The sequence below is a fragment of the Pseudomonas sp. URIL14HWK12:I12 genome (assembly GCF_003097135.1).
GTDB lineage: Bacteria > Pseudomonadota > Gammaproteobacteria > Pseudomonadales > Pseudomonadaceae > Aquipseudomonas.
On sequence record NZ_QEQL01000002.1, the window covers coordinates 466,274 to 487,049 of the forward strand.

At 64.3% G+C, this 20,776-nt stretch carries 14 protein-coding genes and 1 pseudogene; 14 read left to right on the plus strand and 1 reads right to left on the minus strand.

What is annotated here, in order from left to right; translation table 11 throughout:
* The first annotated feature begins 56 nt into the window (after positions 1-56).
* The 5 genes from F474_RS09290 (at position 57) to F474_RS09310 (ending at position 4,909) form a co-directional block, all read left to right on the plus strand.
* The gene (locus tag F474_RS09290; RefSeq protein ID WP_097085428.1) at positions 57-1,061 is read left to right on the plus strand and encodes a DUF2066 domain-containing protein; all 1,005 of its coding nucleotides are present in this window, start codon (positions 57-59) and stop codon (positions 1,059-1,061) included.
* Positions 1,062-1,070: 9 nt separating this feature from the next.
* Positions 1,071-2,144 carry an AI-2E family transporter gene (locus F474_RS09295; protein WP_097085427.1) on the plus strand — a complete coding sequence of 358 codons (1,074 nt, stop codon included), beginning with the start codon at positions 1,071-1,073 and terminating at the stop codon, positions 2,142-2,144.
* Between the two features lie 99 nt (positions 2,145-2,243).
* Entirely contained in the window at positions 2,244-2,951 is a 708-nt protein-coding gene (gene hda / locus F474_RS09300) for a DnaA regulatory inactivator Hda (RefSeq protein ID WP_097085426.1), read from the plus strand.
* A 629-nt stretch (positions 2,952-3,580) separates the two neighbouring features.
* The gene (locus F474_RS09305; RefSeq protein WP_097085425.1) at positions 3,581-4,240 is read left to right on the plus strand and encodes a C40 family peptidase; all 660 of its coding nucleotides are present in this window, start codon (positions 3,581-3,583) and stop codon (positions 4,238-4,240) included.
* Positions 4,241-4,357: 117 nt separating this feature from the next.
* Positions 4,358-4,909 (plus strand): C40 family peptidase, encoded by a 552-nt coding sequence (locus tag F474_RS09310; protein ID WP_097085424.1) that lies wholly within the window; start codon positions 4,358-4,360, stop codon positions 4,907-4,909.
* Here F474_RS09310 and F474_RS09315 read toward each other — a convergent pair whose 3' ends face one another.
* On the minus strand, positions 4,910-5,674 hold the full coding sequence (locus tag F474_RS09315; protein ID WP_097085423.1) for an SDR family NAD(P)-dependent oxidoreductase: 765 nt from the start codon (positions 5,672-5,674) through the stop codon (positions 4,910-4,912).
* A gap of 1,090 nt (positions 5,675-6,764) precedes the next feature.
* On the opposite strand from F474_RS09315, the pseudogene F474_RS23230 reads away from it, so the two are divergent.
* From F474_RS23230 to F474_RS09350, 9 genes and pseudogenes are all read left to right on the plus strand, one after another.
* Positions 6,765-6,989 (plus strand): annotated as a pseudogene (locus F474_RS23230) (HAMP domain-containing protein); the annotation flags it as partial.
* Positions 6,987-7,850: a methyl-accepting chemotaxis protein gene (locus tag F474_RS23235; protein WP_371919428.1), complete on the plus strand. Its 864-nt coding sequence runs from the start codon at positions 6,987-6,989 to the stop codon at positions 7,848-7,850. The pseudogene F474_RS23230 and the gene F474_RS23235, both read left to right, overlap by 3 nt.
* Positions 7,851-8,096: 246 nt before the next feature.
* Positions 8,097-9,854 (plus strand): fatty acyl-AMP ligase, encoded by a 1,758-nt coding sequence (locus F474_RS09325; protein ID WP_097085421.1) that lies wholly within the window; start codon positions 8,097-8,099, stop codon positions 9,852-9,854.
* On the plus strand, positions 9,851-11,650 hold the full coding sequence (locus F474_RS09330) for an acyl-CoA dehydrogenase family protein (protein WP_097085420.1): 1,800 nt from the start codon (positions 9,851-9,853) through the stop codon (positions 11,648-11,650). The genes F474_RS09325 and F474_RS09330 overlap by 4 nt, the downstream gene beginning before the upstream one ends.
* The gene (locus tag F474_RS09335; RefSeq protein WP_176510727.1) at positions 11,631-11,933 is read left to right on the plus strand and encodes an acyl carrier protein; all 303 of its coding nucleotides are present in this window, start codon (positions 11,631-11,633) and stop codon (positions 11,931-11,933) included. The genes F474_RS09330 and F474_RS09335 overlap by 20 nt, the downstream gene beginning before the upstream one ends.
* Positions 11,930-15,895 (plus strand): amino acid adenylation domain-containing protein, encoded by a 3,966-nt coding sequence (locus F474_RS09340; protein WP_116562233.1) that lies wholly within the window; start codon positions 11,930-11,932, stop codon positions 15,893-15,895. The genes F474_RS09335 and F474_RS09340 overlap by 4 nt, the downstream gene beginning before the upstream one ends.
* On the plus strand, positions 15,892-16,356 hold the full coding sequence (locus F474_RS22915; RefSeq protein ID WP_256577755.1) for an SRPBCC family protein: 465 nt from the start codon (positions 15,892-15,894) through the stop codon (positions 16,354-16,356). Before F474_RS09340 ends, F474_RS22915 begins: the two co-directional genes overlap by 4 nt.
* Positions 16,349-19,495: an outer membrane lipoprotein-sorting protein gene (locus F474_RS09345; RefSeq protein ID WP_256577754.1), complete on the plus strand. Its 3,147-nt coding sequence runs from the start codon at positions 16,349-16,351 to the stop codon at positions 19,493-19,495. The genes F474_RS22915 and F474_RS09345 overlap by 8 nt, the downstream gene beginning before the upstream one ends.
* Complete coding sequence (locus tag F474_RS09350; protein ID WP_097085418.1) at positions 19,492-20,712, plus strand: hypothetical protein; 1,221 nt, start codon at positions 19,492-19,494, stop codon at positions 20,710-20,712. The genes F474_RS09345 and F474_RS09350 overlap by 4 nt, the downstream gene beginning before the upstream one ends.
* Positions 20,713-20,776 lie beyond the last annotated feature (64 nt).

Genomic DNA, 20,776 nt, shown 5'->3' on the forward strand with positions numbered 1-20,776 from the left:
TATCGGAAAGTGTGGTCACACGGCCATTGACCGCCTCAGCCCTCCGGGAAGATTTCATGCGTTTTCACACCTTATTGCTCGCCTGCTGCCTGGGCCTGGCTCCGCTGGCCCAGGCCGAAACCGTCAACAACCTTTACCTGGTGCACGAGCCAGCCAATAGCCAGGACGCCGCCGAACGTGACCAGGCTACGCAAAAGGCATTGGAGACCCTCGTGCTGCGCCTGACCGGCGACGCCAAGGCCTACAGCAGCCCCGCGCTGGCCGGGCTTCGGGCCGACCCCAAGCAGATCATCAGCCAGTTCGGCTTCGAAGGTGGCAACCCACCCACCGTGCAGGTCGAGTTCGACCCCAGCGCCACCGACGCCGCCCTGCGCAAGGCTGGCCTGGCGCTGTGGGGCGCCAACCGCCCGTCGATCATCGCCTGGTGGCTGACCGATAACGCCGATGGCACTAACCTCATCGGCGACGGCCAGGCCAGTGCCGAGCCGCTGCGGCGTGCCGCCCAGCACCGAGGCTTGCCGCTTCGGCTGCCTCTGGCCGACCTTTCCGAGCAGCCGCTTGCCAGTGCCAAGGCACTGGAGGGCAATGACCCGGCAGGGCTGCGCAGCGCTTCGGAACGCTACGGTGCCGATGCGCTGCTGGCCGTGCATGCCACCGGCAGCGATGGGCAACTGCAGGCCAAGTGGCAATTGTGGCTGGGCGACCAGCGTGAGAAAGGTACGGTGCAAGGTGCCGACAACGCAGCGCTTGCCGACGCGGTCATGCTGGCGGTCAGCCAGAAGCTGGCACCACGCTTCGTCGTCAAGCCAGGGACAAGTGCCGACATGGCGCTTCAGGTTCAGGGCATGAACCTGGAGCGCTACGCGCAGCTGGGCCGCCTGCTCGAAGGGTTCGGCGGCCGGCTGGTCTCTGTCGATGGCGACAAGGTGGTCTATCAGGTGAGCGGCAGCCCCGATCAACTGCGTGCCCAGTTGAGCCTGGCAAAGCTGCAAGAGGCACCGGCCGACCCGGCCCAGCCTCAGCCGGCTGGGGCAACCACTACCCTGTATTTCCACTGGTAAGGGCGTCGTATGACCGACATTCGCCGTTGGTACTGGATTGGCCTGTTCCTGTTGCTGTGCGCCTTCCTTTATCTGCTTCATCCGATCCTCACCCCTTTTCTGGTGGCGATGGTGCTGGCGTACCTCGCCGACCCGCTGGTAGACCGCCTCGAAGCGTGGGGCCTTTCACGCACGTTGGGTGTGGTGGTGGTTTTCCTGGCCTTTACCCTGATCTTTACCTTGGGCTTGGTGGTGCTGATCCCGATGTTGGCCCGCCAGGTGGTGCGGCTGTATGAGCTGGCGCCACAGATGCTCGATTGGCTGCAGCAGTCGGCACTGCCCTGGATTCAAGCCAAGCTGGGCCTGAGCGAGGGTTTCTGGAAGTTCGACAAGATCAAGGCAGCCATTTCCGGGCACATTGGGCAAACGGGCGATGTAGTCGGGCTGGTGCTGCAACGCGCAACCGCCTCGAGCCTTGCGCTGTTCGGTTGGCTGGCCAATCTGGTGTTGATCCCGGTGGTGGGCTTCTACCTCCTACGGGACTGGGACGTAATGATGGCCAAGATCCGCAGCCTTCTGCCGCGCCAGCGAGAAAAGCAGATCGTTGGCCTGGCTGGTGAGTGCCATGAAGTGCTGGGCGCCTTCGTTCGGGGCCAGCTATTGGTGATGCTGGCACTGGGCGGTATCTACGCCTGCGGCCTGATGCTGACCGGGCTTGAATTGGGGCTGTTGGTGGGTGTTATCGCAGGCTTGGCTTCGATCGTGCCCTACATGGGCTTTATCACCGGCATCGGTATCGCCATGGTCGCCGGGCTGTTCCAGTACGGCCTCGACCCGCTGCACCTGTCGCTGATCGCGGGTGTGTTCGTCGTCGGGCAGGCACTCGAAGGCATGGTGCTTACTCCCTTGTTGGTGGGTGACCGCATTGGCCTACACCCGGTGGCGGTCATTTTCGCGGTGCTGGCCGGTGGTGAGCTGTTCGGTTTTACGGGCATTCTGCTGGCGTTGCCGGTGGCCGCAGTGATCATGGTGCTGATCCGTCATGTGCACGATCTGTACAAGCAGTCTGACCTGTACGCCGGGAGTGAAGACCCTGACCTCTAACCCGTTGATTCGCCAAGGCTCTGCCCTGCGTTGTGCGCCTTGGCAGGGGCGGTATAGAATCCGGGCTTCATCTTCCCCGGGTTTTGCCTGCGCCTTCGCATGAAACAACCTATCCAACTGCCTTTAGGTGTGCGCCTGCGTGATGACGCCACCTTCGTCAACTACTATCCCGGCGCCAACGCGGCGGCGTTGGGCTATGTGGAGCGGTTGTGCGAAGCCGAAGCGGGCTGGACCGAGAGCCTGATCTACCTCTGGGGCAAGCAGGGGGTAGGGCGCACTCACCTACTGCAGGCTGCCTGCCTGCGCTTCGAGCAGACCGGCCAGTCGGCGGTTTACCTGCCGCTGGCCCAACTGCTCGAGCGCGGCACGGGCCTGCTCGACTACCTGGCCCAATACGAACTGGTGTGCCTCGATGACCTGCACGTGATCGCCGGCAAGCCTGAGTGGGAAGAGGCGATGTTTCACCTGTTCAACCGCTTGCGTGACAGCGGCCGCCGTTTGCTGATCGCAGCTTCCGCTTCACCGCGCGAGCTGCCGATCAAGCTGGCCGACCTCAAATCCCGCCTCACCTTGGCGCTGATATTCCAGATGCGCCCGCTCTCCGATGAAGACAAGCTGCGCGCGCTCCAACTGCGTGCGTCGCGCCGAGGGCTGCACCTGAACGACGAGGTCGGCCATTTTATTCTCACTCGCGGTAGCCGTAGCATGAGCGCATTGTTCGACACTCTCGAACGCCTCGACCAAGCCTCTTTGCAAGCCCAGCGCAAGCTGACCATCCCGTTCCTCAAGGAAATCATGGGCTGGTAGCCCTTGAGGTGAGCTGGCGATATCGCCTATCCCCCCGCGACGTAAACCTGCCGCTTTTTGTACCCAGCCCGCCTGTATACCGTTACCGCCGTGCACAGGGCCGGTGCGGCCCGGCGCGAATACAGAGGCCTCACCCCTTCAATGCCGGAAAATGACGAGCGGCAGGTGCGTGCCGGCAGGGTGCTTGCCAGAGGGCGCGACACTCAAGCCACCCGCGCTTTACGCCAAGGATGTGGCGCCAAACTTCCGAAGTTGGCCACGCATTTGCATACATTCAGCTCTGCGATTTTGAGCCGATACGCTCCGCAGGGCTCATCGGAACAAAATGCGATTGAAAAGCCCTATCGAAAGATGGCTAGTGGCCATTTTCCGCTAATGGGCATTTACCTAATGCTGGTCCACCCGGGCGTGAAACGCGCCCTGGCAGGCTGCTGAGATTAGGAAATTTGCCTTGTATTTCAACCCCATGCAGGCGCTCGAAGGCTTCAGCATGGTTACCTTAGCGGCGGCGAGCGCGTTAGAAGTGATGCCGATTGTCATAAGTCACATTTTGTTCGATTGAATTTGCAAATAGTGACAAATGGAGGCATAGTCGCCGCACTTTCATTTTCAATGCCACGGTCGTGCCCATGCTGAGTCGCTTCGCACCCCTCGTGCCCCTTGCACTCGTTACGCTGTTGATCGGTTGCGCTGCCAATTCACCGGTATCGCAACAGCAAGTCTCCAGTTCCACACCTGCCCAGCAGGCCCCTGCGTTCCAGAGCCGCCCGCACATGGCTTCGCAGTCGCCGTTCGACAACCAGGCCGATGAGGCAGGTGCTGACGAAGATGCGATGAACGCGTTCAGCGGTGACAAGCGCTACCAACTCCCAATGCTGGCCGACAGCATCCTGGAGCGTGGCAAGTCGCTGATCGGCACCCGTTACCGTTTTGGTGGCACCACCGAAGCCGGTTTCGACTGCAGTGGCTTTATCAATTTCCTGTTTCGTGAAGAGGCGGGCATGACCCTGCCGCGCTCGAGCCGCGAAATGATCAACATGGACGCCCCGCTGATTGCCCGCAACAGCCTGAAACCCGGCGATGTGCTGTTCTTCGGCACCAGCCGCGGCAAGGGCCGGGTAAGCCATGCCGGTATCTACCTGGGTGACGATCAGTTCATCCATTCCAGCAGCCGCCGCAGTGGCGGTGTGCGCATCGACAGCCTCGATGACGCCTACTGGAAAAAGACCTACATAGAGGCCAAGCGCGTGCTCGCCAAGGCGCCGGCGACCACCGTCGCGCGTAAGTAGGCCCAACGCTGTCAAGAAACCCCGGCGACGAACGGTACGTTCCAGCCGGGGTTTTTTATCCAAAACAGTGTCTTAAGAGCTAGTCTTCATCGGCAGTCTTAACTGGAAGTTTCTGTCATGGCCTTATTTCAAGCTCGCCTTGCCCTGGTTGCCTGCGCCGCCGCACTGCTCGCCGCCTGCGCCAGCCCGCCATCGCCGCCGCCGGTCGTTCAGGCAGCGCCGCCCCGCCCGGTCATCATCGACACCAGCGATTATTCGGCAGGCCGTACCGACGACGTGTTGTTCCGCGCCATAGGCCTGGTCGGCACCCCTTATCGCTGGGGCGGCAATACACCTGATTCAGGGTTTGACTGCAGTGGCCTGATCGACTTCGTGTACCGGGATGCCGCTGGCATCGCGCTACCGCGCACGACCGGCGAGATGCTCGACATGCCCAAGCAAAGCGTCAACCGAAGCGAATTGCGCTCCGGCGACCTGGTGTTTTTCTCGACCCAAGGTGGCCGTCGGGTGAGCCATGCTGGTATCTATGTAGGCGAAGGTCGCTTTGTGCACGCCCCGCGAACAGGTGGCACCGTGCGGCTCGACTATCTCGACAAGCCCTACTGGGCCAAGGCGTATCTGGACGCCAAGCGCATCATCGAACCGCAGCGGCTGGCCAACAACCCCTGATCAGCCGAGCTGAGGCTGGCCGTTGGACGCGCTCAGGCCGCCGTCCACCGGCAGGTTGACGCCATTGACGAAGCGCGCGTCGTGGCTGGCAAGAAACGCAATCACGTCCGCCACCTCTTGCGGCTGCGCAGCGCGCCCCAAGGGGATGCGTTCTTCGAACTTGGCCATCAGTGCTGGGTCATCCGAGACGCCGGCGCTCATGTCGCTGATCGTCAGCGATGGGCACACGGCATTCACCCTCACCCCTTGCGAGCCATATTCAAGCGCCAGCGCGCGGGTCAGGTTGGTGACTGCGCCTTTGCTGGCGTTATAGAAGCTCATGCCCCAGTCGCCACCCAGCCCTGATACCGAAGACACATTGACGATGCAGCCATTGCTCGCCAGCAGGTGCGGCATGGCCGCGCGGCAGCCATAGATCACACCGTCGACGTTGGTCGCCATCGTCTTGCGCCAGTCATCCAGGCTGGCTTCGGTGAAACTGCCCGGTACCGCGACACCTGCGTTGTTCACCAGTACGTCGAGGCCACCGAAATGAGCAACTGCGGTTTCGATCAGGGCCTGCACCGCCTCGGGGTCTGCCACGTCGGTAGGTACCACCAACGGGCGCGCCCCGGTGCAACGGGCTGCGACCTCCTCGAGTTTGTCCTTGCGCCGCCCCGCCAGCACCACGTGGGCGCCTTCCTCGGCGAAACGCATGGCGGTGGCTGCTCCCATGCCGGAGCCGGCACCGGTGACGATAACGATCTTCTCGTGAAAACGGTTCATAGGTCAGTTCTCCTGAACGGTGAAGGGGTTTGCATATGGAAGCGGCACGGCAGGCGGTGTTCCGCAAACCTTGCAGAAACGGCCCAGACATAGCCATGCGCGACATCCGCATAGCTGTTTGCCATTATTGAGGCCACAGGGCCTTGCTCGCATTCAAGATTGGGCCGCAACCTCCCGATATTGTGGTGTATGAACCGGTAGGGGGTGGGTGATGAGTAAGCACCGAGCTGGCCTGCTGGCCAATTGGGGAATGGCGAGCAAGCTGGCGTTGGGGTTTTCCCTGGTGCTGGCCCTGACTGCACTGGTGGCAGGCATCGGCCTGTGGTCGCTAGGCACCATTGGCAAGCGTTTCGATGGCTTGCAGCGCATGAGCGAGTTCAACAGCGAGCTGCTCGCGTTGCGCCAGGTCGAGAAAGACTATGCCCTGCATGGTCAGTCCCAGGAGGCCGATACCTTGCGCAAGGGCCTGGACAAGCTGCAGGCCAGCGCCGAGGCGCTGCGTGGGCAGAGCTCGGCCAACGAGGCGCCGATGCAGGCAGTGATCGCTGCGCTCAAGGCTTATCGCCAGGCTTTCGATGAATTCGTCGACATCAACCAGTCCAAGGACCTTGCATTGGAGATGGCCAGTTGGTCCGTCTCCAGTGTCGCCAACAACCTGGATGTATTGCAGTCGGGCTTGGCCGATGACGGGACCTGGAACCTCAAACAAAGCAAAGGCGAGGACGGTGCTCAGTTCATCGCCCAGGCCGGCCAGGTGACCCAAGTGTCGCGGCTGATGTTGCAGGCCATGGAGCAAGCCCGCGTGCGCCTGGAACAGGCCCGCAAAGGTGAGAGCGACCCGGCCGAGGGTCGCATCGAGCAGGCCGACCAGGCATTGCAGACCGCCCAGGCGCTGAAGGCGCAGATTCAGGACGCCGGCTACCAGACGGTGCTCGACGAGGTTACCAATCACATCGGTGCCTTCACCGAAAAACTTGCTGAATACACCGACCTGCTGGCCAAGGAAAAAGTCGTTTATCGGCAGTTGAATGACCGCGCCACCCAGGCCATGGGCCTGGTGGACAAAGCCTATGTCGAGCATTACGGCGCCATGCAAGCCGAGCTCAAGAAAAACGCCGCCTTGATCATCGCCTCGACGGTGGCCGCATTACTGGTCGGGCTGCTCGCCGCATGGCTGATCACGCGGCTGGTGGTCGGCCCGCTGCGTGCGGTGATCGCCCGGGCTCGCGCCATTGCCGAAGGCGACCTGAGTGCAAACGATGCGGTTGAACGGCGCGATGAGATCGGCCAACTAATGCAGGCGATGCAGCAGATGAGCCAGGCACTGGCCCGGATCGTCAGCGGGTTGCAGGCGGGCATTGTACAGCTGGCCAGCAACGCCGACTCGCTGTCCAACGTTGCCCGCCAGACTCATCAGGAGGTCACCTCGGCTCAAGCTGAAACCGAACAGGTGGCCACTGCCATGCATCAGATGACCGCCACCGTTCACGATGTGGCGCGCAACGCCGAGCAGGCAGCGCAGGCCGCAGAAAGCGCTGACGCGCGGGTGGGCAGTGGCCAGCAGGTGCTGCGCCAGAGCCTGCAGCGCATCGACCGCCTGGCTCATTCGGCAGAGTCAGCTAGCGCGGGGATTCAAAGCCTCAGTGGCGAGATCCAGAACATCGGCCAGGTGCTGGACGTGATCAAGAGCGTGGCTGAGCAGACCAACCTGCTGGCGCTCAACGCCGCCATCGAGGCCGCGCGTGCAGGCGAGCAGGGCAGGGGCTTTGCCGTGGTAGCCGATGAAGTGCGCGCGCTGGCCAAGCGAACCCAGCAATCGACCGAGGAAATCGAGCGCCTGGTCAGCGCCCTGCGCCAGGCTGCCGATGCCTCGGTGGTGCAGATCCGCAGCAGTGGCGAGCTGGTCCAGCAAGCGGTAGGCGACGCTCGAGAGACTGCCGGTGCGCTGGCGAGCATCGCCGAGGCCGTATCGACCATTCAGCAAATGAACCAGCAGATCGCCGCCGCCGCTGAAGAGCAAAGCTCGGTCGCCGAAGAAATCAACCGCAGCGTCGTCAATATCCGTGGCAGTGCTGACCAGTCTGCCCGCGCCATGGAGGGTAACCTGGGCGCCAGCCAGCAGTTGGCCGACCTCGGTGCCGAGCTCAAGGGCATGGTCAGCCAGTTCAAGCTGTAGGGCCTCGCGCCCCGGCGGCCCAGGGTCACCTCGCCGCTGAGCGGGGCGGCCCTAGCCTGGTTGCTCTGGGGCGCGAGGCGCCTGGCCTGCGCATTTGCCGCAAACCTCCGTGCTGTTCCACACCCTAGTCCGCCCCCCGTTCATACGAAGCTACACCTGGGTTCGTCATTCAATGGAACTAAATCAATTGCGATATAGATAGACAGGTCTGTATATTCCGCGATCTCTTAATATGGAGATTCGGACATGGTCGCTGTCAGTACGCTGCTAGCGGAGTCACCTCGCCTGGGGCATGAGGCTCCCTTCACCCACTTTCTCGACGTTTTACGCCACCGTGCCACCCGCGCGCCCGAGCGCCTGGCGCTGACTTTCGGTAATGGCGTGGACGCGCCCGCGAGCTACACCTACGCACAACTCGACCAGGCTGCCCAGGCCTTCGGCGCACGCTTGCAGGCACTCGGCGCTGCGGGCGAGCGCGTGGTGATCCTGTTGCAGCCCAGCGCCGAGTATGTGCTGGCGCTGCTGGGTTGCTGGTATGCCGGTGCTACTGCCGTGCCGGTGTTTTCTCCCAAGTTCAACGCCTCCTACGAGCGCGTACGGTTGGTCGTCGAGGATGCTCATGCCTCGGTACTGATCAGTACCCGCGCGGTGGTGCAAGCCCTGGATGCAGGGCAGTGGTCGGCTCTGGCCGAAGGGGCGCTGCGTACCTTGGCAGTGGACGACGCGCCGGTGCAGCCCGTCGAGGCTTGGCAGGTGCCCACCATTGATGCGGGCAGCCTGGCGGTGTTGCAGTACACCTCCGGCTCCACCGGCGCACCAAAAGGTGTGCGCCTGCTGCACCGGCACTTGCTGGCGAACTCGGCGATGATCCAGCAGGCCATGGCCAGCAGTACGAACGATGTCGGCGTCGTCTGGCTGCCTCCGTATCACGACATGGGGCTAATCGGTGGGCTGCTGCAGCCGTTGTATGTAGGCTACCCCGTGCACCTGATGGCACCCGCGACCTTCCTGCAACGCCCACTGCGCTGGCTGGAGGCGATCAGCCGGCTGGGCGGTACTGTCAGCGCTGCACCGAATTTCGCCTATGAGCTGTGTGCGCGCCGCTTGAAGCCGGAGCAGGTCGCGAGCCTGGACCTGAGCCGGTGGCGCCTTGCGGCCAACGGCGCTGAGCCGATTCGCCAAAGCACCTTGGAGCTGTTCAGCCAGGTATTCTCGCCCGCCGGTTTCGACGCGCGGGCCTTCGCGCCGTGCTATGGCATGGCTGAAACCACTTTGCTGGTGGCTGCCAGCGCACCCGATGCTGCGCCTGTGACGCTGCGTGCCGACCGCCAGGCGCTGCTCGGCGGCACGGTCCGGCCCGCCGCCTGCGATGACGCCGTGGTTTTGGTGAGCAGTGGCACGCCTGCGGCCGGGGCACGGGTGCTGATCGTCGACCCGCAGCGCCTGGATGCGCTGCCTGCCGGGCAAGTGGGGGAAGTCTGGGTCGCCGGCCCAATGGTCGCCGATGGTTACTGGAACAACACCCAGGCTACCCAAACCACGTTCCACGCCACCCTCGAAGGTGGCGAGCACCTCTGGTTGCGCACCGGTGACCTGGGCGCGCTCGTTGAGGGCCAACTGTACGTTACCGGCCGCCTCAAAGACGTGATCATCATCCATGGCCACAACCATTACCCGACCGACCTGGAAGACACCGTTGGCAAGCTCGATCCTGCGATCCGGGCGCAGGGGGTGGCTGCCTATGCCCGCGAGCTGGGGGGGGAAGAGGCGCTGGGGCTGGTAGTGGAGGTTGAGCGCAGCGCCAGCGAAGCCGAGTTGGCGGCGCTGCGTGTGCGAATCATTGAAGCCGTGTCCCAGGTGCACCAGTTGCGCGTTGGCGAGCTGTTGCTGGTAGCGCCCAACAGCCTGCCGCGCACCTCCAGCGGCAAGTTGCAGCGAGCGCGCACACGCCAGGCCGTGGAGCAAGGCGTGCTGCAGGCATTGGTCGGGAGGGTGCAACCATGATCCCGGCCCAATACCTTGGCGCGTTGTCGTTGGAGCAACGGCTGGGCGACCCGTGGCTGGAGAGCAACCTGCTGTCCTGGCCCAGCGCGCTGGCACTCGACGAACAGGATGCCTTCCCCGAAGCTGCAGTCACCGGCCTCAACGCCCTGGGCCTTCCTCAGGCCTATGTGCCCCATGGGCTGGGCGGGCAGTTTCGCAGCAGTGAAGCTTTCGTAGCGCTGGGCCGCACCCTGGCCAGGCGCAACATGTCGGTGGCGGTGGCCTACAGCACCATGCTCTGGAGTACCTTGGGTTGGCTGGGCGGTACCGATCAGCAGCGCCGGGCCATCGCCCGCTGGATGATGGACAATGCTAGTTTCCCTTGCCTTGCCTATTCCGAGGCCGACCATGGCGCCGACCTGGTGTCCAATCGCCTGACTGCTACCCTCAACGAGGACGGCAGCTACACGCTCAATGGGGAAAAATGGCCGATCAACCGGGCAATTCGCTCGGGCTTCCTGGTGCTGCTGGCGCGCACCAGCGAAGGCAACCATATGCGTAACCATTCCCTGTTCATCATTTCCAAGGACCAGCTCAACAGCCAGCGCTACTACTACCTGCCACGGGTGAAGACCCATGGCCTGAAGGGTTGCGATATCAGCGGCATCGGCTTTCGCGGCTGCACCATCCCCTCCAACTGCCTGATCGGCCAGCCCGGCCATGGCCTTGAGCTGGCGCTCAAGGGCTTTCAAGTCACGCGTACCTTCTGCGCAGCGCTGTCATTGGGGGTGGGCGATACCGCGCTGCGCATCGCCAGTGACTATGCCGCGCGCCGAGTGCTCTACGGCAAGCCCATCGACCAGTTGCCGCACAACCGTGATGTGCTCGCCAACGCCTACCTGTCGCAACTGGCAGCCGAGTGCGTGACCATCGTCGCCGCCCGCGGCCTGCACGTGTGCCCGCAGTTGTACGCGGCGTGGTCGTCGGTCACCAAGGTGCAGGTGTGCCGGCTGGTCGACCACGCCTGCACTGAGCTGTCCCATGTGCTAGGGGCGCGGTTCTACATGCGCGACCAGCAAAACGTCGGCATTTTCCAGAAGTTCTACCGAGACGGCGCGATCGTCTCGATTTTCGACGGCAGTACCCACGTGTGCCTGGACAGCCTGACCACACTGCTTGACACCCTGGTACGCGACACCGCCCAGCCCGAGGCTAGCCAGTGCCTGCACGCGCTGTTCGACCTCGAGGCACCGCTGGCCGACATCGACTACAGCCAGCTGACGCTGTTCTCCCGCCACGGCGACCCCCTCATAGGGCAATTACCGCACTTGCTGGGCAAGGTACAGGCGCTGGAGGAGAGCGATCACCTGCCCGCCGCCACCTTGGCCGAGCTGCGTCACCTATGCCAGGCCTTTGTCGAGCAGGCCCAGGCGCTGGCCGAGCAGATCCGCCAGACCCCTCGCCAGGCCGGCCAGCAGGAAGCGCGTCGCATCGGCTATGCGCAGCGCTATTGCGCGGTGTTCGGCGTGGCGGCCTGCCTGGGCGTGTGGCTCTACAACCGCAACCGCTTCGGCCCCTTTTTTGCCAGCGGCCAATGGCTGCTCGGCCTGCTGGAGCGTGGGCTGGCCGCCGACTTTGGCCACGGCGTGCTCGCTCCCGAACGTGTCGATGCGCTACTGGCTCAACTGGCTCACCAACGCAGTGCCAACCACATGCTGTCGATTTTCACCTGGCCGCTGGCAAGCGCTGGCTCAGCCGAACAACTGTTCCCCTCGATCATTAAGGAAGATGCCTGCGATGAACTCAATCTGTCGTGACACCGCTTACTGGCGTACGCGCCTGAGCAGCCTGCTGGAGCAGGAGCTGCGCATGGAGCCGGGCACTCTGGCGTGCGAGCGTAACCTGTCCGAATACGGGTTGGACTCAATCGTGGCGCTAACCCTGGTGGGCGACCTGGAAGACGAACTGGGCATGACGCTGGAGCCCACCTTGGTGTGGGATTACCCTTCGGTCGATGCCCTGGCAGCCTACCTTAGCTGCCTGGCCGAGCCGGCGCAGCCCTCGATAGCACTGGCGGCCGACGCACCGGGGCTGGCATGACCGGCGCCGCCATCGCCGATCTGGCGACCGCCTGGCCGTTGGCCGCCGATCAGCAGGGCTTGTGGTACGTCCAGCAGGTGGACCCCGGCTGTGGCGCCTTCAACCTGTTGTTCAGCTGCCAAGTGCGCCGGGTTGCAGCGCAGTGGCCGGCGTTACCTGCGCTGCTCGACGGTTTGCAGCATGACTTTGCGCTGTTGCGCAGCGCCTTCGTCGCAGGCCCGGGCGGAGTAGAGCAACAGGTATTCGAACAGATGCAGCCTGAGGTGCGCATGGCTGACTGCACGGGCCTGAGCGATGCGGCGCTGGCCGAGCTCGCCCGCGCCGATGCCCGCCAACCGTTCGACCTGGCGCGTCCCCCGTTATGGCGCGTGCAGCTCTACCGCCGAGGCGAAGGCCAGTACCTTTTCGTCTTCGTGGTACACCACATTCTGCTGGATTTCTGGTCGCTGGGGCTGTTGCTGCAAGAGGCGGCAAGCCGCCTGGCCGGTGCTGGGGGCGTGCTTCTGGCCGCCGAGGCTCAGCCCTATGCCGAGCATGCCGGCACGCACCTGGCCCCCGGGCTGCGCGCAGAGTTGGCTCAGTACTGGCGCACGCAGCTGGCCGATGCACCTGCACTGCACAGCCTGCCGCTGGACCACCCGCGCCCGGCAACCCAATGGCATGCCGGCGCTTCGGTGCCAGTCAACCTGGGGCGGGCCACGACCGAACAGGTTCAGGCCGTCGCCCGTGCGCATCAGGCCACGCCTTTTCTGGTCATGCTGTCGGCATATGCCGCCTTCATCGGCCATTTTGGCGGCGAGCCCGATGTCGTGCTGAGCACACCCTTCGCCAACCGCATCAAGCGCAGCTCGCGCCAGGCCCTGGGGCAATTCGTCAACACCTTGTGCCTGCGCTTGCGCGCGCAACCTGACATGACCTTCCTGGCGTTGCTGGCCCAGGCGCGCGAAGTGTTCGCCGGAGCCCTCAAGCACCAAGCGCTGCCGTTTCACGAGGTGGTCGAGGCTGTAGCACCGCGCCGCGACCCTGGCTACCCGGCGCTGTCGCAACTGGGCTTTGCCTGGGAGCGGCTACCGGTGGTGGAGGCGTTCGCCGAGTTCTTCAGCCAGGCGCCGGGTGAGCAGGCGCAGGTGCTGGCAGGCATGGCAGTGAGCAGCTTCTATGTGCCGCAACAAGAAGGGCAACTGGACCTGACGCTGGAAATGGGCGGCGAGCATGAGGGCGCGTTCACCGGCCTGCTCAAGTACAACGACCGGCTGTTCAGCGCAGGCAGTGTGCAGGTCATGGCCGACGCCTTCGTTGCCTTGGCCGGGCGCCTGGTCAGTGAGCCTGAGCGGCCGCTGGCCCAACTCTGCGCGCCGGATGCCCGCCAGCGCGTGCAGTGGGCAGCGCTGGGTACCGGGCCTGCTCGACACTGGCGCCAAGGGTCTGTTCTCGAGCTGATCCAAGCCCAGGCCCAGGCTCAGCCCGACGCGCTGGCGCTGGGTGATGAAAGTCTCTCCATGACCTACGCCGGCTTGTGGCAGCGCAGTGGCCAACTCGCTGCAGCCCTTGCGGCCAGAGGTGTAGCGGCCGGCAGCCGGGTAGGGTTCAAGCTCGAGCGCAGCGCGCAACTGGTGCCGTTGATTCTCGGCATCTGGCGCCTTGGCGCTTGCTACGTGCCGCTGGACCCGCATTTCCCAACCGACCGGCTAGCCTACATCGCAGCCGACGCCATGCTGGGTTTGGTGGTCACCGAGCATGAACTCGATGATTTCCCAGCCGAAGTGCCCCGTCTGTACCTGGCTGGCATCGAAGGTGACCTGCCAGTGCCCAACCTTGAGCTGAACCCGCAGGGCCCTGCCTACATCCTCTATACCTCCGGCTCTACCGGCCTGCCAAAAGGTGTGGAGGTTGGCCACGGCGCGCTGCTCAACTTCATGGCGAGCCTGGGAGAAATCCTCGACTTGACGCAGGATACCCGGCTGCTGGCAGTCACCACCCCGTCGTTCGATATCTCCCTGCTCGAGCTGTTCCTGCCTCTGTGCGTGGGTGGCCAGGTGTGGGTCGCCGACCACCCCAGTACCCGTGACGGCCAGCGCTTGCTGCATTGGGTCGCCAGCCGGCACATCACGGCCTTGCAAGCGACCCCGGCCACCTGGCAGATGCTGGTCGACAGCGATGAAAGCGGGCAACTGGCCGGGCTTGCAGCGTTCTGTGGCGGCGATGCCCTGCCGGCCGGCCTGGCGCAGCGCCTGCTGGGCTGCTGCGCGCAGGTGTGGAACCTCTACGGCCCTACCGAAACCACCATCTGGTCAAGCGCGGCAAAGCTGGAAGCAGGGGAGCCGGTAACCCTTGGCCGGCCCATCGCCAATACCCACCTGTGGGTACTCGACGAGCACTGCCAACCCGTCCCGCCGGGCCGGCTCGGCGAGTTATGGATCGGCGGCCAGGGCCTTGCCACCGGTTACTGGCAAAGACCTGAGTTGACGGCCGATCGCTTTCGCAGCGATCTGCCTGCGCTCGCCCCACGGCTGTACCGCACCGGCGACAAGGTGCGCTGGAACGCCCAGGGCCTGCTGGAACATCACGGCCGTCTGGATTTCCAGGTCAAACTGCGCGGTTACCGGATCGAGCTGGGCGAAATCGAAGCGGTGCTAGGGGCCTGCGAAGGTGTTGCGCAGGCGGTTGTCAGCCGCTGGGTGGATGAGCGCGGCGAGGCCTTGGTGGGTTACTGGGCCAGCCGCCCGGGCGCGCAGGTCAGCGCAGCGTCTTTGCAAAACGCATTGCGCGCGCAACTGCCCGCCTACATGGTGCCTACGCTCTGGGTGGAGCTGGAGCGGTTCGCCCTGACGCCCAACAACAAGGTCGATCGGCGCCGCTTGCCTGCGCCGCAAGCTCCGCTCAACCACGCCGCCCCGGTGGCGCCGCGCACGCCACTGGAGGCGCAACTGCTGGCGCAGTTCGAAACGGTGCTCAAACGCGAAGGCCTGGGTGTGCACGATGACTTCTTCGATCACGGCGGCCATTCGCTGCTGGCGGTCGAGTTGGTCAACCGTGTGGCCCGCGAACAGGGTTGCACCCTGGAGGTGGCGGATTTGCTCGCCGCCCCCACCGCCGCAAGCCTCGCCGCCCGTGTGCACCGAGGGGGCGGCGCTGGCTCACTGCGCGTCACCCTGCGCAAGGGCAAAGGCCGACCGCTGTGGCTGTTCCACCCGATCGGCGGCAACGTGGTCAGCTACCGCGTGCTTGCCCGCCTGCTCGATACGCCACGCCCGGTGATCGCTATCCAATCGCCTGGGCTACGCGAGGCCGGCCAGGCGGAGGTTACCGTGGAGGCGATGGCCAGCCTGTACCTGGCGCAGATACGCGAGGTTCAACCGCAAGGGCCTTACCTGCTCGGCGGTTGGTGCTTCGGCGGTGCCATCGCGTATGAGGTGACCCGCCAGTTGCTCGACGCAGGCGAAGCGGTGGAGGGCACCTTCCTGCTCGACACCCGCGCCCCGGTAGCAGCCAACGTACCGGCCGAGGCCGACGATGCCACCCTGCTAGCCTGGTTCGCCCGGGACCTTGCCACGCCCCACGGCATCCGGTTGCAACTGGACGCCGCCGAGCTGCGAGGCATGGACAGCGATGCGGCGTTCACCTTCGTGCTCGAACAGGCCAAAGCTGCAGGTGCGTTGGAGCCAGACGCCGACGCCGGGCAGCTGGCGCGGCTGTTCGAAACCTATCTGGCCAATGGCATAGCACTGCAGCTGTATTTCCCGCCTGGAATCGACGCGCCGCTGCATCTGCTGCTGGCCGCCGACGAGCCAGAAGACTTCGGCCCGTTGCTGGGTTGGGAGCACCTGTGCCCGCAGCGCCTTCAGGTGGGCCGCGTGGCAGGCGATCACAACACCATCCTTTACCTTCCCTTCGTCGAAGCGGTGGCCAGCGAGCTGAACCAGCGCTTCTTCGCCCCCCTTGCCGTGGAGTTACAGCCATGATCCGGGCTGAGTACCAACGCACGCTGGCGCTGCCGCGTGCCAGCGTGTTTGCTTACCTGAGCGACCCTTCCAACGATCTGCTGTGGCAAGGCTCCTGCGTAGAGGCCAGCCTGCTAGACGGCAGCACCGCGCCAGGCGCGCGCTACCGCATCAAGTTCAGTTTCCTGGGCAAGAAGATGGACTTCGACTGCCGCATCCTGGCCAGCGAGCCTTGTCAGCACTACAGCTTCGAGGTGCTGGAAGGGCCGTTCAAATATGTGGGCCAGTACCGCTTTGCCGACACTGCCCAAGGCCATACCGACCTGCACTGGCAGTTCGATGTAGAACCGGGCCGCTTCTTCGGCATCCTGCCGGTGTCGTTGCTGCGAAAGGTGCTGATTTCGCAGGTCGAGAAGGACCTCGCCAACCTCGAAACCCTGCTCCTGCAGGCCACCGCCCAGGAGGGCGTGCACCATGCGTAACTACGCTGCATTCATTTTGCGTTTCCGCTGGGCGGTGATCGCCGTCACCTTGCTGCTCACCGCTGTGCTCGGCGTGTTCGGGGCAGGGCTCAAGATCGTCATCGACCCTGCTACCTTGGCACCTCAGGGTCATCCGTTGATCCAGTCGACCAACCAGGTCGAGAAGGTCTTCGGGTCCAAGTACCTGATGATCATCGGCATCACCCCCAAACAGGGTGATATCTACCAGCCTGAGGTGCTGCGCACCGTGCGTGACCTCACTGCGCGGCTGGACACCACCCCCGGGGTGGTGCGCTCCACGCTGCTGAGCCTGGGTAGCCACCAAGCCAAGGGCATTCGTGGCACCGATGAAGGTTTCGAGGCCCGCCCGCTCCTGGGCGATGGCGCACTGCCCGATGCCGCGACCCTGCGCGTGGCGCTGGCGGGCAACCCAGTCTACGAGCAGACGGTGGTCTCGGCCGACCGGCGCAGCGCGGCGATCCTGGTGGAGCTCAAGGAGCGCTCCGACGGTTTCACCGCGATGATGGCGCCGATCCATGAGGTGGTCGATGGCTTCAAAAGCGATGACCTGAACATCACCCTGGGCGGCAACCCTGTGTACCTGGAGCAGACCGAGCAATACGCCCAGCGCATCAACATCCTGTTCCCCATTGCCATCCTGGTGATCGGCCTTCTGCATTTCGAAGCCTTCCGTACCGTCCAGGGCCTGGTCCTGCCGCTGGTGACCGCGCTGATGGCGGTGGCTTGGGGCACCGGCTTCATGGGCGTGCTCGGCCAGCCGATGGACATCTTCAACTCGCCCACGCCCATCCTGATTCTGGCGGTGGCCGCGGGGCACGCGGTGCAGTTGCTCAAGCGTTATTACGAGGACTATGCGCGCCTGCGCAACGAAGGTGGATTGGCCCCCCGCGAGGCCAACCGTGAAGCGGTGATCGCATCGTTGGCAGGCGTCGGTCCGGTCATGCTGATCGCCGGCAGCATCGCCGCCATCGGCTTTTTTTCGCTGCTGGTGTTCGACATTGCCACCATTCGTTCCTTCGGTGTGTTCACCGGTGTCGGAATCCTCAGCGCAATGCTGCTGGAAATGACGTTCATTCCGGCGGTGCGTTCGCTGCTCAAGCCCCCCAGCCAAAAAGCCCTGAACAAAGGCGACAAGGTGCGTGTGTGGGACCGCCTGGCGCGAGGGGCAGCCGAGTGGGTAGTCTGTGCGCCTCGGCGCGCGGGGGTGTTCGCAGCGTTCGCGCTGATGACCGCGTTGTTGGTGTGGGGCATGCAGGGCGTGGTAATCGACAACGCCACCAAGAAGTTCTTCGCTGCCAACCTGCCGATCCAGCAGGACGATGCCCAGCTCAATGCCCAGTTCGGTGGCACCAACAGCCTCTACGTGATGATCGAAGGCCCCGCTGCCGACGCCATCAAACGCCCGGATGTGCTGGCCGCCATCGCGGGCCTTGAACATTACGCCCAGGCTCAGCCGCACGTAGGCAAAGCCGTGTCGATCGTCGACTACCTCACGCGCATGAACAAGGCCATGCACGGTGACGATGAAAGCTTCGACACCCTGCCGGCCAGCCAGGCGCTGATTTCCCAGTACCTGTTGCTGTATTCGATGTCCGGGGAGCCGGGCGACTTCGATTCGTGGGTCGACTACAACTACCAGCGCGCCAAGATCACCCTGCTGCTCAAGACCGGCGACAATGCGGTGGTCAAGGGGTTGTTGGCGAACCTTCAGGCGCAGGCGGCCAAGACCTTCCCAGCCGACGTGAAAGTCAGCTTTGGAGGGGATGTAGCGCAAACTGTGGCGCTCACCGAAACGCTGGTGCAGGGCAAGCTGCGAAACATCCTGCAGGTGGCCCTGGCCATTTTCGTCATCTCGGCGCTGGTGTTCCGTTCGCCGTTCGCCGGGCTGATCGTGCTTACCCCTTTGGCACTTGCCGTGGTGGCCGTGTTCGGCACCATGGGCTGGCTGCACATCCCCCTGAACATTCCTAACTCGTTGATCAGTGCCATGGCCGTGGGCATTGGCGCCGACTACGCGATCTACATCCTCTACCGGCTGCGCGAGCAGGTACGGGCGGGGCAGGGGGCGGAACAGGCAGTGCGCACCACGCTGGCCACCGCCGGCAAAGCGTGCTTGTTCGTCGCCACGGCGGTGGCCGGCGGCTACGGCGTGCTGGCACTGTCGGTGGGCTACAACGTTCACCTGTGGCTGTCGATGTTCATTGTGATTGCCATGCTGGTGAGCGTGATCGGCTCGCTGACCCTGGTGCCGGCGCTGGCATTGGTGTTTCGCCCTCGCTTCATTTTCGGCGCCGCCGAGCCTCGGCTGGCTGCGCAGCTCAACGGCTTGCTTGCGCTGGGCGCGGTACTGGGCCTGGCGCTGGCCGCGGCCCCTGACGCTGCCTACGCCGAGCAGCCTGATGCGGCGGCAATCATGCGTGACAGCTACGCCGTGACCAAGGTGCGCGATTCATCCACCCAGGCCACCTTCACCCTGATCAATGCCGCCGGCGAGCAGCGCGTGCGCCAGACCGAGGGCGTAACCCGCCTGCAGGCCGGCAGCGATGATAACAGCCGCTACGTCAAGTTCCTTTCGCCGCAGGACATCAAGGGCACCGCTACCTTGCTGGTGGAGCATTCGGCCGGCGACGACGACATGTGGATCTACCTGCCGGCACTGAGCAAGGTGCGCAGGCTGTCAGCAGCCAACAAGCGCGACAGCTTCGTGGGCACCGACTTCAGCTATGGCGACATCGTTGGCCACAACCCTGGCAAATGGCGGCATACGCTGCTGGGGGACGTGACCGCGCCGGGCGGCGAGCCGGCCTGGAAGATCGAATCCGTTCCGGCCGATGGCAGCGTCGGCAAGGACAGCGGCTACTCGAAGATGGTCAGCCTGATCGCCAAGGCCAACCGAGTGCCGTTGCAAGTCGAGTTCTATGACTTGGCTGGCCAACCGCTCAAGCGGGTCGACAACAGCCAATGGCAGCAGGTGGGTAGCCAGGGCAAGTGGCAGGCCATGCAGTCGCAGGCCGAGAACCTCCAGAGCGGCCACAGAACAGTGATCGCCCTCAGCGGTTATGTGGCCGAGCAGGGTGTTTCGGACCGCTACTTCAAAGCCCAGAGCCTGGACCGGTGAGCCGAACGTGGTGGCTGGGCTTGGCGTTGCTGCCAGGCCTGGCAGGGGCAGAGGTAGCGCTGGACCATTCGCTGTCGCTACGTGCCGGGGCCTGGAGCGGTGACCGCGCACTCACTGACCGCAGCGGCATCGCCACCGGCTCTGCCTGGGGGCGGGCCACGCTTCGCAGCGATGAGCTGGGTGAGCTGGTGTTCGACGGCTGGGCCATGGCGCAGTCGGCCAGCCAGGAGCGTGGCGGGTTGGTTCGCGAAGCGTTCTGGCGTTACGACGTTGCCGACTATAGCCTCAAGGTGGGCCGGCAGATCGTGGTCTGGGGCCGTGCCGACGCCGTGAACCCGACCGATAACCTCAGCCCGCGCAACTATCGCCTGCTCACCCCGGTCGATGGCGAGCAGCGCTGGGGCAATGACGGCATCAGCCTGAGCCATGACAGCGGCTGGGGCACGCTGCAGGGGTCGTGGTACCCCCACGCGAAGCAGTCGCAGATTCCCTTGTTGAGCCTGCCGGGTGTGACCTACCGGCAGGAGGATTCCCAGCGCGATCAATGGGCACTCAAATGGGACATGACCGGCGACAGTGCCGACGGCTCGGTGTCTTGGTTCGACGGCACCGACCCGCTTCCTGTGCTGGTGCCTGGAGGGATCGGCCCCAGTGGCGCGTTGGTCCGCGTCAGGGCCCAGCATGTTCGCGTGCTTGGCGCTGATTTCAGCACCACCCAAGGCAGTACGGTGTGGCGGGCCGAGGTGGCCTATTCGCACTCCGGCAGCGACGGCGCCAGTGACTTCCTGCACAAGAAGCCGCAGTTCGCTGCAGTCGCAGGCGGCGAGTGGCAACTGCCAGGCACTGCCACCCTAGGCGTGCAACTGACCTGGCTGCACGTGTTCGACTACGCCGATGCTCGCGACCTGGCGCCGGGCTTCGAGCGCGAAGTGGCGATGCGGCAACTGGCAACCAGCAACCAGACCCGCCGCGACCAGCTGGGTTTTACCTGGCGCCTGGCAGACCGCTGGCTCAACGACCAACTGAGCCTTGAGTTCAGCGGCGCAGCCAACCACAGCGACGGCAGCGGCATTGCAAGAGTGCAGGGCAGTTACCGAGTGAGCGACCCGGTCACGCTGAAGGCGGGGATGGACTACTACTATGGGCCCCAGTACAGCTTTCTGGGTCAGCTGCGGGATAACCGGGTGCTCTATACCCAGGTTGAGTACGGGTTCTAGCGTGGCGCGATGCAGGCGGGCTGATGGCCGCGACAGGTCAATACTTGGGGGCCGCAGTACAACT

What these genes read in the sequence shown, in the direction of transcription:
- F474_RS23235 (WP_371919428.1), top strand. Translation starts at nt 6,987, where the DNA reads ATGAGCCAGGCACTGGCCCGGATCGTCAGCGGGTTGCAGGCGGGCATT.
- F474_RS09340 (WP_116562233.1), top strand. Translation starts at nt 11,930, where the DNA reads ATGACCGGCGCCGCCATCGCCGATCTGGCGACCGCCTGGCCGTTGGCC.
- F474_RS09325 (WP_097085421.1), top strand. Translation starts at nt 8,097, where the DNA reads ATGGTCGCTGTCAGTACGCTGCTAGCGGAGTCACCTCGCCTGGGGCAT.
- F474_RS09315 (WP_097085423.1), bottom strand. Translation starts at nt 5,674, where the DNA reads ATGAACCGTTTTCACGAGAAGATCGTTATCGTCACCGGTGCCGGCTCC.
- F474_RS09295 (WP_097085427.1), top strand. Translation starts at nt 1,071, where the DNA reads ATGACCGACATTCGCCGTTGGTACTGGATTGGCCTGTTCCTGTTGCTG.
- F474_RS22915 (WP_256577755.1), top strand. Translation starts at nt 15,892, where the DNA reads ATGATCCGGGCTGAGTACCAACGCACGCTGGCGCTGCCGCGTGCCAGC.
- F474_RS09310 (WP_097085424.1), top strand. Translation starts at nt 4,358, where the DNA reads ATGGCCTTATTTCAAGCTCGCCTTGCCCTGGTTGCCTGCGCCGCCGCA.
- F474_RS09335 (WP_176510727.1), top strand. Translation starts at nt 11,631, where the DNA reads ATGAACTCAATCTGTCGTGACACCGCTTACTGGCGTACGCGCCTGAGC.
- F474_RS09330 (WP_097085420.1), top strand. Translation starts at nt 9,851, where the DNA reads ATGATCCCGGCCCAATACCTTGGCGCGTTGTCGTTGGAGCAACGGCTG.
- hda (WP_097085426.1), top strand. Translation starts at nt 2,244, where the DNA reads ATGAAACAACCTATCCAACTGCCTTTAGGTGTGCGCCTGCGTGATGAC.
- F474_RS09345 (WP_256577754.1), top strand. Translation starts at nt 16,349, where the DNA reads ATGCGTAACTACGCTGCATTCATTTTGCGTTTCCGCTGGGCGGTGATC.
- F474_RS09305 (WP_097085425.1), top strand. Translation starts at nt 3,581, where the DNA reads ATGCTGAGTCGCTTCGCACCCCTCGTGCCCCTTGCACTCGTTACGCTG.
- F474_RS09290 (WP_097085428.1), top strand. Translation starts at nt 57, where the DNA reads ATGCGTTTTCACACCTTATTGCTCGCCTGCTGCCTGGGCCTGGCTCCG.